The organism is Streptomyces sp. NPDC001381, from assembly GCF_042895685.1.
In the GTDB taxonomy this organism is placed as follows: domain Bacteria; phylum Actinomycetota; class Actinomycetes; order Streptomycetales; family Streptomycetaceae; genus Streptomyces.
Genome location: NZ_JBIAWO010000017.1, coordinates 32,292 through 46,657, shown reverse-complemented (window position 1 = coordinate 46,657; position 14,366 = coordinate 32,292). Strand labels below are relative to the sequence as shown.

16 protein-coding genes are annotated in these 14,366 nt (G+C 73.6%); 6 read left to right on the top strand and 10 right to left on the bottom strand.

Features of this window, described 5'->3' with window-relative positions; all coding sequences use genetic code 11:
* The 4 genes from ACFY2L_RS37585 to ACFY2L_RS37570 form a co-directional block, all read right to left on the bottom strand.
* Positions 1-1,782: an ABC transporter ATP-binding protein gene (locus tag ACFY2L_RS37585; protein WP_390824582.1), complete on the bottom strand. Its 1,782-nt coding sequence runs from the start codon at positions 1,780-1,782 to the stop codon at positions 1-3.
* A 110-nt stretch (positions 1,783-1,892) separates the two neighbouring features.
* Complete coding sequence (locus ACFY2L_RS37580; protein ID WP_390660568.1) at positions 1,893-2,018, bottom strand: hypothetical protein; 126 nt, start codon at positions 2,016-2,018, stop codon at positions 1,893-1,895.
* Positions 2,019-2,072: 54 nt separating this feature from the next.
* Entirely contained in the window at positions 2,073-2,198 is a 126-nt protein-coding gene (locus ACFY2L_RS37575) for a hypothetical protein (RefSeq protein WP_390824581.1), read from the bottom strand.
* Positions 2,199-2,409: 211 nt separating this feature from the next.
* On the bottom strand, positions 2,410-4,212 hold the full coding sequence (locus ACFY2L_RS37570) for a bifunctional metallophosphatase/5'-nucleotidase (protein ID WP_390824580.1): 1,803 nt from the start codon (positions 4,210-4,212) through the stop codon (positions 2,410-2,412).
* A 157-nt stretch (positions 4,213-4,369) separates the two neighbouring features.
* Here ACFY2L_RS37570 and mshD point away from each other — a divergent pair, with 157 nt between their 5' ends.
* A complete protein-coding gene (gene mshD, locus ACFY2L_RS37565; protein WP_390824579.1) occupies positions 4,370-5,296 on the top strand; it encodes a mycothiol synthase in 927 nt (308 codons plus the stop codon).
* Between the two features lie 59 nt (positions 5,297-5,355).
* The gene (locus ACFY2L_RS37560) at positions 5,356-5,721 is read left to right on the top strand and encodes a DUF4440 domain-containing protein (RefSeq protein ID WP_390824578.1); all 366 of its coding nucleotides are present in this window, start codon (positions 5,356-5,358) and stop codon (positions 5,719-5,721) included.
* 14 nt (positions 5,722-5,735) lie between these two features.
* Here ACFY2L_RS37560 and ACFY2L_RS37555 read toward each other — a convergent pair whose 3' ends face one another.
* The 6 genes from ACFY2L_RS37555 to ACFY2L_RS37530 all read right to left on the bottom strand — a co-directional run bounded on the left by ACFY2L_RS37555 (position 5,736) and on the right by ACFY2L_RS37530 (position 10,583).
* Entirely contained in the window at positions 5,736-6,404 is a 669-nt protein-coding gene (locus tag ACFY2L_RS37555; protein WP_390824577.1) for an ABC transporter, read from the bottom strand.
* Positions 6,405-6,415: 11 nt separating this feature from the next.
* Positions 6,416-7,972, bottom strand: coding sequence for an ABC transporter permease (locus ACFY2L_RS37550; protein ID WP_390824576.1), 1,557 nt, complete (start codon positions 7,970-7,972; stop codon positions 6,416-6,418).
* Positions 7,969-8,850, bottom strand: a complete 882-nt coding sequence (locus tag ACFY2L_RS37545) for an ABC transporter ATP-binding protein (RefSeq protein ID WP_390824575.1) — start codon at positions 8,848-8,850, stop codon at positions 7,969-7,971. Before ACFY2L_RS37545 ends, ACFY2L_RS37550 begins: the two co-directional genes overlap by 4 nt.
* Positions 8,851-8,986: 136 nt before the next feature.
* Positions 8,987-9,826, bottom strand: coding sequence for an anti-sigma factor family protein (locus ACFY2L_RS37540; protein WP_390660576.1), 840 nt, complete (start codon positions 9,824-9,826; stop codon positions 8,987-8,989).
* Positions 9,823-10,044, bottom strand: coding sequence for a hypothetical protein (locus ACFY2L_RS37535; RefSeq protein ID WP_390660577.1), 222 nt, complete (start codon positions 10,042-10,044; stop codon positions 9,823-9,825). Before ACFY2L_RS37535 ends, ACFY2L_RS37540 begins: the two co-directional genes overlap by 4 nt.
* On the bottom strand, positions 10,041-10,583 hold the full coding sequence (locus ACFY2L_RS37530; RefSeq protein WP_390660578.1) for an RNA polymerase sigma factor: 543 nt from the start codon (positions 10,581-10,583) through the stop codon (positions 10,041-10,043). Before ACFY2L_RS37530 ends, ACFY2L_RS37535 begins: the two co-directional genes overlap by 4 nt.
* A gap of 166 nt (positions 10,584-10,749) precedes the next feature.
* On the opposite strand from ACFY2L_RS37530, the gene ACFY2L_RS37525 reads away from it, so the two are divergent.
* Genes ACFY2L_RS37525 through ACFY2L_RS37510 form a run of 4 tightly spaced genes read left to right on the top strand, consistent with a single transcriptional unit; the run spans position 10,750 to position 14,219 of the window.
* Positions 10,750-11,235, top strand: coding sequence for a GntR family transcriptional regulator (locus ACFY2L_RS37525; RefSeq protein ID WP_390824574.1), 486 nt, complete (start codon positions 10,750-10,752; stop codon positions 11,233-11,235).
* Positions 11,232-12,137 (top strand): ABC transporter ATP-binding protein, encoded by a 906-nt coding sequence (locus ACFY2L_RS37520; RefSeq protein ID WP_390824573.1) that lies wholly within the window; start codon positions 11,232-11,234, stop codon positions 12,135-12,137. Before ACFY2L_RS37525 ends, ACFY2L_RS37520 begins: the two co-directional genes overlap by 4 nt.
* Before the next feature lie 46 nt (positions 12,138-12,183).
* On the top strand, positions 12,184-13,224 hold the full coding sequence (locus ACFY2L_RS37515) for an ABC transporter permease (protein ID WP_390824572.1): 1,041 nt from the start codon (positions 12,184-12,186) through the stop codon (positions 13,222-13,224).
* Positions 13,221-14,219 (top strand): hypothetical protein, encoded by a 999-nt coding sequence (locus ACFY2L_RS37510; RefSeq protein ID WP_390824571.1) that lies wholly within the window; start codon positions 13,221-13,223, stop codon positions 14,217-14,219. Before ACFY2L_RS37515 ends, ACFY2L_RS37510 begins: the two co-directional genes overlap by 4 nt.
* Positions 14,220-14,366 lie beyond the last annotated feature (147 nt).

Genomic DNA, 14,366 nt, shown 5'->3' with positions numbered 1-14,366 from the left:
CTACAGCCTCAGCACGAGGGTGTCCTCCGCCGGGTGGCGGACGGCGGGGGAGCCCGGCCAGGGCTCGGCCAGCCGGGCGTAGGCCGGGCAGCGGGCGATCAGCTCGTCGTGCGTGCCGGCGTCGATCAGGCGGCCCCCGTCCACGACGAGGACGCGGTCGGCGTCGGGCGCGAGGCTGAGGTCGTGGGTGATCATGATCGTGGTCCGGCCTGCCATCAGGCGGCGCAGCGGCTGCACGATCTGACGGGCCGCCACGGAGTCGAGGCCGGCGGTGGGTTCGTCGAGGACGAGGACCGGGGCCGCGCGGAGCATGGCGCGGGCGATGGCGACGCGCTGGAGCTGGCCGCCGGAGAGGGCGGCGGTGCCGGGGGCGACGGGGGTGGCGTAGCCGTCGGGAAGGGCGGCGATGAAGTCGTGGGCGGCGGCGGCCCGGGCCGCCTGCTCGATCTCCCGGTCCGTCGCGCCGGGGCGGCCGCACGCGATGTTCTCGCGGATCGTGCCGTTGAGGACGAGGGTCTGCTGCGGCAGGAGCGCGATGTTCTCCCGGGCGAACTCCAGGGGTACGTCCGTGAGGGGGACGCCGTCCAGGCAGACCGCGCCCGCCTCGGGGTCGTAGAAGCGGGTGAGGAGCTTGGCGAGAGTGGACTTGCCGGCTCCGCTCGGGCCCGTGACCAGGACCAGTTCGCCGGGGCCGGCGGCGAAGGTGACGTTCCGGAGGGCGGGGCGGGGGGTGTCCGGGTAGGTGAAGGTGACGTCGTGGAAGCTGATCCAGCCGTGGACCGGCCAGGTCGGGACCGGCTCCGCGGGGTCCCGCACGGCCGGCTGCGCGTCGAGGATCTCGGCGATGCGGTCGGCGCCCGCCGTCGCCGCGGTGACCGTCAGTCCGAGCTGGCCGAGGCTGCGGACCGGGGGGTAGAGGTAGCCGATGAAGGCGGCGAAGGCGAGGAGGGTGCCGAGGGTCATGCGGCCGGCCGAGATCTCCCAGACGCCGAGGCCGATCACCGAGAGGACGCAGAGGGTCTCCACGACCTCGACGAACTGCTCGTACATCTCGCCGAGCCGCGCCCCGTGCACGCTCGCCCGCATCCAGGCCCGCGCCTCGCGGTCGAGGCGCCGCTCCTCGTCGGCGCGCCGGTTGTACGCCTGGGTCAGGACCACGTTGCCCAGGGACTCCTCCACCACCGAGGTGATCGCGCCGTCCGCGACCCGTTCGTCCTGCGAGGCCTGCCTGATGCGGCCGGAGAAGCGGCGGGCGGCCAGGAGGAACAGGGGGGCGAGGAGGAAGGTGGCCAGGGCCAGGTCCCAGCGCAGGTACAGGGCGGCGGCCGCGTAGAAGACGGCGGAGAAGGCCGCGGAGACCGTGCCCACCACCCCGGACACGACCAGCTGCTCGATCGCCTCGACGTCTCCCGTCAGCCGCTCCACCAGGTCGCCGCGGCGGTGCTTCTGGAAGAAGTGCGGTGGCAGGTCCTGGACATGGGCGAACGTCCTCGCGCGCAGGCGCAGGACGAATCGTTCCGCCGTCCAGGTCGCCAGTGAGTTGCCCAGATAGCCGACGAGGGCGCCGAGCGCGGCCACTGCCAGCCAGGCGCCGGCCGGGCCCCAGAAGGCGGAGAGCGAGCCGGCCTTCAGGGCGTTGTCGGTGAGTTCGGCGAACAGCAGGATGGCGGCGGTCTCGGCGAGCGCGGAGACGACCACGCAGGCCACGATCACCAGCATCCACCTGCGGTCGCCGCGGGTCAGCGGCCAGAAGCGGCGGAAGGCCTCACGGGCTTCCCTCATCGTCGACGGCTCCCTTCCAGTAGGGGTGCGGGGCGGGCGCGGGACATGGCCGAGGCGGGGCCGCCGGCACGAGAACGCTCATGCCGGTGACCCCGCCTCGTGGCGTTCCGTCAGCCCTGGTGCGCGACCGGGCGGCGCTTCGGGGCTGCCTTCGGCGCCGGCTTCTTCTTGGCGACCGGCTTCGGGGCGGGCTTGCCGGTCTTCTTGGCGACGGGTGCGATCTTGTGGAAGCTCATGTGAATTGCCTTTCCTTTTACGGCTGCCAGTTATGTGCTTCTGTGAATTGCATGTCAGTTCTTATGGGACACCGGGCGGCGCTTGGGAGCGGCCTTCGGGGTGACCTTCTTCTTGGCCACCGGCTTCGGGGCGGACTGACGGGTCTTCTTGACGGGGGCGATCTTGTGGAAGCTCATCATGTTCTCCGTTCGCTCTGTTTGCTTTCGACACGGAAAACATTACGGGACGCCAGGCGAAGAGAAAGCCAATTCCGCTGAGACCTCGATGAATTACGGCTGAGACGAGTTTTCAGGCGGACTCGGGAACCAAACGCGATCTCACACAGGATTTAAATGCGACGAGGCCGCCGCGTCGGTGACGCGGCGGCCTCGCTGCGGAGGGAGTCGTGAACTACTTGACGATCGTGATCCGGTTCGCCACCGGCGGGGCGATCGGGTCGGCGGCCGAGGAGTTGGCCGTCAGGTACTGCTCCAGGGCGGTGAGGTCGTCGGTGCCGACGAGGTCGCCTGTGCCCTGGCCCAGGGTGGTGAAGCCGTCGCCGCCGCCCGCGAGGAAGCTGTTCGTCGCGATGCGGTAGGTGGCGGCCGGGTCGACGGCCGTGCCGTTCACCTTGATGGAGTCCGTGACGACCCGGTCGGCGCCGGTCTTCGTCAGGTCCAGGGTGTACGTGAGGTTGGCGGACGGCTGGAGGATCTTCGGGGAGCTCGCGTTCGTCCCGCTGACCTGCTCCTTGAGCACCTGGATCAGCTGGGCGCCGGTGAAGTCCTGCAGGTTCACGGTGTTGGAGAACGGCTGCACGGTGAAGCCCTCGGCGTACGTCACCACACCGTCGCCCTCGGTGCCCTTGGCCGCGTAGGTGAGGCCGGCCCGGACGCCGCCCGGGTTCATCAGCGCGAGGTCGGTCTCGGGGTCGAGCCCCTTGCCGTACGCGAGCTGCGCGTCCGCGATGAGGTCACCCATCGGGGACTCGGTGCCCGTGCTGGGGATGTCGGCCGAGATGTAGCCGATGGCGCGGTTGCCGATGGGGGCGGCGAGGGTGTTCCACCTGCCGATCAGCTCGGTCATGTCGGGCGCCTTGGCGACGGTCCGGGTGACCACGTGGTTCGCCGACTTCACCGCCGTACGCGCGATGTCGCCGGTGAAGCGGTCGTACGTCAGCGTGGTGTCCGTGTAGAGACGTCCGAAGGACGCGGCCGAGGTGACCATGCGCGGCTTGCCCGCCGGGTCGGGGATCGTGCAGACGTACGCGGCGTGCGTGTGGCCGGTGACCAGCGCGTCGACCGACGGGGTGATGTTCTTCGCGATGTCGACGATCGGGCCTGAGATGCCGTCACCGGCGCCCGGGGAGTCGCAGTTGTAGTTGTACGCGCCCGAGGCGGGCTGGCCGCCCTCGTGGATCAGCGCCACGATCGACCGCACGCCCTGGCGCTGCAGCACCTTGGCGTACTTGTTGATCGTCTCGACCTCGTCCTTGAACTTCAGGCCCTTGACGCCCTCGGCGGAGACGACGCCCGGGGTGTCCTCCAGCGTCACCCCGATGAAGCCGATCTTGACGTCCTTCTTCTTCCAGACCCAGTACGGCTTCAGGATCGGCCTGCCGGTCTTCTCGTCGAGGACGTTGGCCGCCAGGTACGGGAAGTCGGCGCCCTCGAACTCCTCGTCCGTGTAGCAGCCGGCCGTCGGGTGGCAGCCGCCGTACTGGAGACGGGACAGTTCCTTGGCGCCCTCGTCGAACTCGTGGTTGCCGACGGACGTGACGTCCAGGTCCAGCTTGTTCAGCGCCTCGATGGTGGGCTCGTCGTGGAACAGGCCCGAGATCAGCGGGGAGGCGCCGACCATGTCGCCGCCGGCCGCGGTGATGGAGTACACGTTGCCCTTGCGCGCCTCGCGCAGATGGGTCGCGAGGTACTCGACACCACCGGCGTCGACCGTCTTCGTCGTACCGTCCGCCTGCAGTTCGGTGACCCGCCCGGAGGAACCGGACGGGGGCTCCAGGTTGCCGTGCAGGTCGTTGAAGGACAGCAGCTGCACGTCCTGGTAGCGGCTCGGCAGCGGCTTGCCGTGCTGGGAGTCGTGGGCGTCCGCCGGGAGCGCGGCCGCCATCGCGCCCGCGGTGGCGAGCGTCGCGGCGGCCGCGAGCAGACGGTACGTACGGCGTCTGCGACTCGGTTCCGGCTGGGATGTGGCTGGCATGCGCCCCCCTGTGGATCGGCTGAAGTAGGTGGCCCCGTCCGGCGCAGCCTAAGGTCAACGCGCGTAGCGCGACAGGGGGTTCGTGGTTACATCCTGGTTTCCCTTTGCCCTTCGCTTTGCCCCCACTTTGCGGCGCCCGACCCTTACCCTCATACGCATGACCAGCGACGACATCGCACGGCCCCACGGCTCCCGCTCCATCGAGACCCTCTCCGAACTCTCCCCCGAACAGACCGACGCCGTGCTCGACCTGCTCGCCGAGGCCGCCCGCACGGACGGCCAGCAGGCGGTGTCCGAACAGGGCCGGCTGCAGTTGCGCGGGGGCGCCCGCGACGGCGTCTCCCACCTGGTCCTCACCGTCGGCGGCGAACTCGTCGGCTACGCCCAGCTGGAGGACACCGACCCCGTCGAGGCGCCGGCCGCCGAGCTGGTCGTCCACCCCTCGCACCGCGGCCACGGACACGGCCGCGCCCTCGGCGCCGCCCTGCTCGCCGCCTCCGGCAAGCGGCTGCGGGTGTGGGCCCACGGCGGCCACTCGGCCGCCCGCCACCTCGCCCAGGTCCTCGGGCTGACCCTGTTCCGCGAACTGCGCCAGATGCGGCGGTCGTTGGCCGACCTCGACCTGTCCGACCCGGTGCTGCCCGAGGGTGTCACCGTCCGCACCTTCGTCCCCGGTCAGGACGACGCCGCCTGGCTCGCCGTCAACGCCGCCGCCTTCGCCCACCACCCCGAACAGGGCTCCCTGGTGCAGCGGGACCTCGACGACCGCAAGGCCGAGCCCTGGTTCGACCCCGCCGGCTTCTTCCTCGCCCTCCGCGGCGAGGAACTCGTCGGCTTCCACTGGACCAAGGTCCACGCCGAGGAACAGCTGGGCGAGGTGTACGTCCTCGGGGTCGCCCCCGGCGCCCAGGGCGGCGGCCTCGGCAAGTCCCTCACCACCATCGGCCTCCGGCATCTCGCGGCGCAGGGTCTGCCCACGGCGATGCTGTACGTCGACGCCGACAACAAGGCGGCGGTGTCGGTCTACGAGAGGCTCGGGTTCGTCACGCACGAGACGGACCTGATGTACCGCACCGAGACCTGAGCCCGCCCGGTCAGGGCCCGCTCGTCGGGACTTTCGAACCACCCCCCTAGGGTGCCGGCATGGCTGATGAGCAGGAACGGGCCGTGCAGGCCGCTGTCGAGGGGGAGTTGCGGCTTCTCGATCCCGAGGTGCGGGCCTCCCCGGAGCGGGTGCTGGAGCTTCTGGACCCGGAGTTCACCGAGATCGGGGCTTCCGGCCGCCGCTGGGACGTGACGTCGATCCTCACGGTGACCAGTGGGGGCGGCATCTCCCCGCAGTCTCCGGTCGAGGTCAGTGAGATGTCCGGGACCCTCCTCGCTCCCGGTCTCGTCCACCTGACGTACCACGCCGTCAACCAGGGCAGCCGGGCGCGGCGGAGCTCCTTGTGGCGGCTGACGGAGACGGGCTGGCGGATGTACTTCCACCAGGGCACCCCGGTCGCCTGAGCCGCCCGGGCGGCTCACCCGGTCCATCGCCGCCCGCGTACCGGTCGGCGTCCCAGCGGCTCCGGGGTCCACAGCGCGCACACCGCCACCGTCACCAGCAGGACCGCCGTCCATCTCACCTGCGCGGCCTGCCACCAGGGGTCGGCCGGGGTGGCCAGCAGGCCCCAGCGGTCGGGTATGAGGACGGTCACCGCGGCTGCCGTGCCCAGGCAGAGGGCCGCGCTCCTGCCCACGTCCGCCCTGTCCGTGAAACGGACGGCGGTCGTGGCGAGGGCGAGGGCGGCCGCGCTGATCGCCGCCGCCTGGAGGGTGACCGGGAGCAGGGGCGGCCGGGTGGGGGACGGCAGGAGCAGGACGGCCGCCGTCCACCAGAGGGTGGTGAGGGGCACGGCCATGGCCAGGCGGAGGGCGGTCCGGGCCGGGCGGCCTATCGGGGTCGTGGCGCAGGTGTTGCGGGCCGGGTCGTCCAGGAGGAAGGCCAGGCCGACGGCTCCGACGAGGGCGGTCAGGCGCAGGACGAACAGGCCGAGGCCGGCGTCCGGGGCGTGGTCCGGGAGGCGGGTGGCCGCCGCCGGCAGCAGGCCCAGGGCCGCGGCGGCCGCCGGCACCCGGCGCGGAAGGGCGCGCCACACCGGCGGCGCCAGGGCCCGGAGCAGGTCGGCCGGGATGCCCCGTCGGCTCATGTGTCCTCCTCCTACGACGCGTCGCACGACTCCGCCCCCTTCGGCACCGGGACCCCCAGCAGCTTCGCGGCCTGGGCCGTCGTGGTGGCCGCGGACGTCAGTTCCGTCCAGTGGGCCTTGACCCGGGCCGCCGCCTCGGCTCGGGGACGCTGCAGGAGCTCCCGCACGACGTCCGTCTGGTGGGCCGTCAGTTGCAGCGAATCCGTCGGGGCCAGGACTATTCCCGACCCGGTGGTGCTGTCGTCCAGGCGGACGTGCTGGAAGGTGTCCATCGGGGTGGGCCCGCCGCCCAGGGCCAGCCACATGATGGCCACCGGCCGGGCGTCGCACATGTCCTCCACCGTCGCGTCCTCCCTGCCGGCCACGAGCACCGTGGCGACGCCGACCGCGAATTCGGGGATCCGGTTGCCGCCCCAGCGGGTGCCGACCGTGACCCGGCCGGGGGTGGAGTAGGGCTCGAGGTAGGCGTCGGCCTCCACACCGCTGCTGGTGTCGATGCGCTGGCTGACCGTCAGGGCGGTGTCCGCGGCCGTGCCGCCCGCCAGGGACCGGACGCGCCCGACGACCGCGGCCCAGTCGTCCCGTACGCCGGTCCACTCGGGGAAGGAGCAGTACGTCGAGCCGTCGTACTCCTTGCAGGACTGGACCTTCTCCGGGGTCTCGGACGCCGTCCTGCGCGCCTCCGCCAGGCCCGCCGTGTCATGGGGCACCTGGCCGATCACGCCGGCCGCGGTGATGGCGAGCGCGAGTGCGGTCGCCGCCTTGACGGCCCGAGTGCGGCCGCCGGAGAGCAGCAGGGCCCCGCAGGTCCCGACGGCGCACAGGCCCAGCATGTACAGGGCGTGCCAGCCGGCGGGGCGGCCGAGCAGATCGGAGGGGACCGGGTCGCCGCCGGTCTCGGCGGTGAGGACGATCGGCGAGAGCCAGCCCCACCACGTGCCCTCGTCCGCGAGGGTGGAGAGCACGACCGTGGCCAGGTAGAAGGCGACGACGAAGAGTATGGGGACGAAGCCGGAGGGCAGGGCGCGGGCCAGCAGCACTCCGAGGACGCCGGCCAGCAGGACCATCAGGGGGGCGACCGCCAGTTCGCCGAGCGAGCCGTGGCCGATCGCGCCGGGCTTCAGCGCTTCCCGGGTGTACTCCACCGCGACGACGACCGCGGTGAGCGCCGCGAACGGGATCACGGAGAGCACCCGGGCGGCGGTGCGTCGCCAGGGTTCCATGGCCAGGACGTCGAACTGGTCGGCCGTGCGGTTCTTCCGCGAGCGCAGCGCGGCCGCGTTGGTGCAGACGAGGACGGCGATGGCGAACAGCAGCGGGGACGACTGGACGGCACGGTCGACCGTGTTGAGGACCGGGTAGGCGTCCATCCCCTCCTGGAACGTCATGCGCAGGACGACGAGGAGGACGTAGAGGGCGAAGAAGAGCAGGATCTGGATCTGCACCAGGAGTTCCCGGGCCTCGAAGCGGGCCAGGGCGAGGACGGCCGCGGTGCGGCGGCCCGCGCGCGGGGGTTCGCCGGCCGGGACGGCCGGGTCCACGACCGGGGCGGTCGTGGTGCGGCTCATGCCGTCACCTCCGCGCTCTCGCCGTCCAGGGCGAGCAGATAGCCGTCCTCCAGGGTGGGTTCGAGGAGGTCGGCGCCGGCCGGCGGGTCACCGATGTTGCGGTAGGTGCCCAGGCCGGTGCGCCAGCCCGCCCGTGCGCCCGGGTCGCGTTCCGCGCTGCTCCAGACGCGGCCGGCCGCACGGGCGGTCAGGTCGGCGGGGGTGCCCTCGAAGTGGACGCGTCCACGGGCCAGGACGACGACGCGGTGGCAGAGCATCGCCACGTCCTCCGTCTGGTGCGTGGACAGCAGGACCGTGCGTCCCTCGCCCGCCTGGGCGATCAGTTCCCGGAAGCGCATGCGCTGTTCGGGGTCCAGGCCGACGGTCGGCTCGTCCAGGACGAGGAAGCCGGGGTCGCCGACGAGAGCCGCGGCCAGGGCGACGCGCTGGCGCATGCCGCCGGAGAGCCGCTTGAGGCGCTTGCCGCGCACGTCGGAGAGGTCGACGGCGTCCAGGACACGGCGTACCTCGCGGTGGCGGGCGCCCCAGTCGGTCAACTCCTTCAGGATCGCCACGTAGTCGACGAACTCGAAGGCCGTGAAGTCGGGGTGGAAGCCGGGGGTCTGGGGCAGGTAGCCGAGCGTGCGGCGCAGGGCGAGGCGGCCGGGGGCGGTGCCGGGGTCGTGACCGAGGGCGGTGAACTCGCCGTCGTCGGCGGGTACGGCCGTGGCCAGCACCCGCAGCAGGGTGGTCTTTCCGGCGCCGTTGGGACCGAGCAGCCCGGTGACACCGCGCGTCAGCCGCAGCGAGACGCCGTCGAGGGCACGGGTGCCGCCGTAGCGCAGCACCAGGCCGTCGGCCCGCACGGTGGTGGGCTCGGTGGTGGGGTCGATGGTCACGCGTGACTCCTGAACATGCGGTGGGCGGTCGGGGCGGCGGGGTCGGGGGCGGGCGGTGTCACGCCGCGCCTGCCGGCCGCGGGGACCGGGAGCGGGGTGGGGCCGCCGCTGTCACCCGGCGGCGCGAAGGGCCGTGTCATGCCGTCCCTCCGTCCCCGAAGCCGCCCAGCGGACGGGCGTCGAAGCGGTCCCGGGCCTGGTAGAGCAGCAGGGCGGCCAGGACCGCCACCCCTGCCGCGGCGGACTGGCCGACCGCGGTGAACGGGGCGAGGGCGCCGTGGGTCTGCACCTGGGCCTGGGTCACGAGCAGGGTCAGCCAGGCCCCGCCGACCAGGGCGGGCGCGAGGACCGGGCCCAGCCGGGCGGAGAGCGCGAGCGCCGTCGTCGTGAGGGCGAGGGCGGGCAGCAGCCAGGCCAGGGCCATCAGTCCGTAGCCCGGGAGGGCGAGGGTCGCCAGGCCGTTGAGGGCGAGGCCCGCGGTGAGCACCGCGACCGTACGGATCATCAGCAGCCGGAAGCCGTGCAGCGGGGCGACGACGGCCATCTCGTACGTCGGGTCCAGGCCGGGGCCGTAGGACAGGGCGACCCCGGCCAGCGGGAGCAGCGGGGCCAGCGCGAGGAACAGCGCGGGCACGTCCGCGACGCGTACCGCCAGCACCGTCATGACCAGCAGGAACAGCACAGACAGCAGCCAGGAGCGGCGCAGGACGGGGGTCGCGGTGAGCAGCCGCGCGGTGTGGTCGGCGACGCCGATCCGCAGCAGCAGCCGCTCGGTGAGGCTCGGCCGCGGCGCGTCCAGCTCGGCGTCGAGCCGCTCCCAGCCGGCGTCCAGCGCCACGGGGTCGGCGGTCAGCGCGAGCCGGGCCCGGCACTCCGCGCACCCGGTGAGATGCGTGTCGGCGGACCACAGCAGGGGCGGCGCCAACTCGCCGTGGGCGTAGGCGCGCAGATCGTCTTCCGCCACATGCCACGTCATGCCTGTGCCTCCCTCGGCTGGTCGGTGCCCGCGCCCGGACGGGCACCGGCCGCTGTCCCGTACGGCGTGGGGCGGTCGGCCCGGTGCCACGTCGGGCGCTCCCCCGCGCGGGCGGCGGCCCCGGTCCGCGCGTACCGGCGCGGGCCGGCCCCACCGGCGCGGCCGGTGCGCCGCACGGCCCCGTGGGCGCCGTGCCCCTCGTCCACGAACCGCTTCATGCCAGCGCCTCCCGCAGTTGCTTGCGGGCGCGTTGGGCCCGCGTCTTGACCGTGCCGGGCGGGATGCCGAGCAGGACGGCCGCCTCCCGGGTGGTGAGCCCGTCGATGACGGTGGCCTGCAGGACGGCCCGCAGCTCCGGCGAGAGGCGGGTGAGGGCCCCGGCGAGGTCCCCGTGCTCCACCCCCGCGAGCACGCGTTCCTCCGCCGAGGCCTCGTCGCGGTGGCGCAGACGCGCGAGGGCCTGGCGCAGCCGGCCGCGCGCGCCGTCGCCGCGCAGGGCGTCGACCAGCCGCCGCGCGCCGATGCGCCACAGCCAGCCGGCGACGTCGCCCTCCTCGCGGTAGCGGGCGCTGCCCCGCCACACCGCGAGGAACGTCTCCTGGACGACGTCGTCGACTATCCCGGCGTCGGCGCAGCGGCCGCGCATGCGTGCGGTCAGCCACGGCGCGTACCGCCGGTACAGCTCCTCGAAGGCGTGACGGTCCGCGTCCGCCGCGATGGCCCGCAGCAGCTCCCCGTCGCTTCTCGTTTCGCTCACATCCCCTCATCGGTCCGGCCCCGCCGATCGGTTCACGGTCCGGCCCACGAATTTTCCCGGCCCGTCCGCCCCGGACCCCACCCCGCCCGGCCCGTCCCCTCCCTCACGATCTTGACTTCTCTCCCCCCTTGCACCACCCTTTCACTACTCAATTAGTGAAAGGGTGGTGATCCGAGTGGTCGAGTACCGCATCGACCGGCACAGCGGCGTGGCCACCTACGTCCAGATCGTCCAGCAGACCAAGCAGGCCCTGCGGCTGGGCGTCCTGCGGCCCGGCGACAAGCTGCCCACCGCCCGCGAGGTCGTCGAGGCGACCGCCATCAACCCCAACACCGTGCTGAAGGCGTACCGCGAGCTGGAGCGCGAGGGGCTGGTGGAGGCACGGCGCGGGCTCGGCACGTTCGTGCGGCGCGGGCTGAGCACCGCCCCGGCCGACTCGCCCCTGCGCACCGAGCTGGCCGCCTGGGCGGTCCGGGCCCGCGACACCGGCCTGGACCGCGACGACGTGGCCGCGCTCTTCACCGCCGTGCTCGACGAGCACTTCGCGCCGCCGGGCGGTGGAGTACCCGACTCCGCCCCAGCCGCAGCCCCAGCCCCCGCCGGCCCCACCGCTCGTCCAGAGCCCGCGCACCCCCAGGGAGAACCCTCATGACCGACACCGCCATGGCGGCGACCGCGCTCGGAAAGCGTTTCGGCCGGCGCGGGGGCTGGGCGCTGCGCGATTGCGCGTTCCGGCTGCCCGCGGGCCGCGTCTGCGCCGTCGTCGGACCCAACGGGGCCGGCAAGTCCACGCTCCTCGCCCTCGCCGCGGGGCTGCTGGCCCCCACCGAGGGCACGGTCACCGTCCTCGGCACGGACCCCGCCTCCGCACGCGCGCGTGTCGGCTACGTCGCCCAGGACAAGCCGCTGTACCCGCAGCTCACCGTCGCCGACACGCTGCGCGTGGGCGCCGACCTCAACCCGGGCCGCTGGGACGCCGCGACCGCCGAGCGGATCGTCTCCGCCGGGGACCTCGACCCCAGGCGGAAGATCCGTGCGCTCTCCGGCGGCCAGCGCACCCGCGTCGCCCTCGCGCTCGCCCTCGGCAAGCGGCCCGAACTGCTCCTCCTGGACGAGCCGATGGCCGACCTGGACCCGCTCGCCCGGCACGAGCTGATGGGCACCCTCATGTCCCAGGCGGCGCAGTACGGGACCACCATCGTGATGTCCTCGCACGTGGTCGCCGAGCTGGAGGACTCCTGCGACCATCTGCTGCTGGTCGGCGGCGGCCGGGTCAGGCTCGCCGGGGAGACGGACGACCTGCTGGCCGCGCACACGCGCGTGAGCGCGACGTCGGAGTCGGCGGACGGGCAGCCCGGCCTCGCCCCGCACACGGTCGTCGAGTCCCGGGTCACCGGCCGCCAGTTCACCGCGCTGATCCGCCCCGCGGGCAGCCTCCCCGGCGACTGGCGCACGGCGGCGCCGTCCCTGGAGGAACTCGTCCTCGCCTACCTGCGCAACCCCGAGGCCGTCGCCCCCCTCACGCCCCCGACGCCCGAGGAGGCCCTGGCATGACCACCCGGCTTCCCGCCGAGCCCCGCCGAGCCCAGGAGCCCGCCGCGTGACCACCCTCGCCCAGCCCGCCGTCCCCGCTCCGGCCCCCTCGCCCCCCTCGCTCCCTTCGCCCCGCTGGCTCCTGCGCCTGCACCGCCCCGCCCTGTACACCTGGCTGGGCCTCGTGGCCGTCCTCGCCGCCGGACTGGTGTGGCTGGGGGGCCCGCTCACCGACGCCGCGGCCGCGGCCTGGCGGCAGTACGACACCGACTGCGCCGACGCCGCGCCCTGCCGGTACGACCAGGACGCGATCCTGCGCTACAAGAACGTGTACACGTACACGACGTTCGCGCTGACCGCGCTCCCCTTCGCGGTCGCCGCCTGGGCGGGCGCCGCCCTCTTCGGCCGCGAGCTGGAGCACGGCACCGCCCAGCTCGCCTGGACGCAGGGCCTGTCCCCGGCCCGCTGGCTGGCCGCCAAGCTCGCCGTGCCCGCCGCGCTCGTCGCCGCCGGCACCGGGCTGCTGGTCACGCTGCACCGTCTGACGTGGTCGGCCGGCGACGGCCGGATCGACACCGCCAAGAGCTGGTACGACAACCTGACCCTGCACACCAACGGCCCCACCACCGTCGCCCTCGCCCTGACCGGCCTGGCCGGCGGTGCCCTCGCCGGTCTGCTGCTGCGCCGCACCCTGCCCGCGCTGACGCTCGCGCTCGGTGCCGTCGCCGCCCTGCGGGTGCTGGCCGACCAGGCCATGCCGCACCTGTGGCCGGCCGTCACCAGGGTCTCCGGCCTCGGCACCGGCCCGGACGGTGCGGGCCTCACGGTCGACTCGGGCCTGGTGACCGCCGACGGCGCCCGCCTCGCCGACCCCGGCTGCCGCTTCCCGTCCGCCGACGCCTGCGAGGCGGTGTACGCCAGGCTCGACGCCACCGGCTTCTACGCCACCTACCACCCCGAGTCCCACTACTGGCCGCTGCAGCTGACCACCACCGCGCTGCTCCTGGCCGTCGCCGCCGCCCTCACCGTGGCCGCGTTCACCCTGCTCAGGCGCACCACCGCCACCCCGCGCACCGCCCCGACCGCCGCCCAGGAGGCCACCGTATGACCGTCGTCGCCGACGCGAGAGCCGGCGTCTCCCCGACCCCCGCGGCCCCGCGCGCCTCCTGGGGCACCGCCCGTACCGTCCTGCGCCTGCACCGCTCCGCCCTCCTGGTCTGGGCCCTGTTCGTGGCCGGTCTGAGCGGCTGGCTGGTGTGGCTCGCCGAGGTCACCGCCAAGGCGGAGCTCAAGGCGCTGGAGACCTGCGACAGGGCAGGCCAGGACTGGTGCGACGTGACGATGGTCGGCCTGCCCGGTTACCAGGCGGGCATCGATCTGGTCGGTCTGCTGGTCTCGTACCTCTTCCTCGGCGTGGCCGCCTTCGCGGGCGGCGCGCTGATCGGCAGCGAACTCGGCGACGGGACCGCGCACCTCGCCTGGACCCAGGGCATCTCCCCCACCCGCTGGCTCACCGCCAAGCTCGGCGTCGCCGCGCTCGTCGTGACCGCCGGCGGCACCGTGCTGGTCCTGGTGTACCGCTGGGCCTACGACGAGGACCTGCTGTTCAGCGAGTGGATGGGAGACAGCACGTACCTCTCCCGCGGTCCGGCCACCCTCGCGTACGCGCTCTGCGCGCTCGCCGTCGGCGCGCTCACCGCGCTGCTGCTGCGCCGTCCGCTGCCCGCCCTCGGCGTCTCCGTCGTCGCCACGGAGACGCTCTCCTTCGTCGTGGCGCAGTACCGCGGCTCGTTCTGGCCCGCCGTGACCCTCACCTCGGCGAGGGAGGACTTCGACTACCCCGTCACCGCGTGGAACGTGGAGAGCGGCGCACTCGTCCACGGCCGTCAGGTGCCGTACTTCGACGTCACCGACTGCTACGGCGGATCGGCCGCCAGAACGCAGGGCTGCCTCGACGACCTGGGCGTCACCGGCTTCTACACGACCTACCACCCCGAGTCCCACTTCTGGCCGATCAACCTCGTGGAAACCGGCATCGTCCTCGCGGTCGCCGCCCTCGCCACCACCGCCGCCTTCCTGCTGCTGCGCCGCCGCGCGGCGTGAGCCGGGGGTGCGTACGCCCTTCCGCGGGGGGATGGACGTACGCAGCCCTCCACCACAGCCCCGCCGGCCCCCTCCTCGACGGGCGACGGCGCCCCTCGCGCCCCACCCGACCCCCGTGATCCGCCCCCCGATATCCCACACGCCATG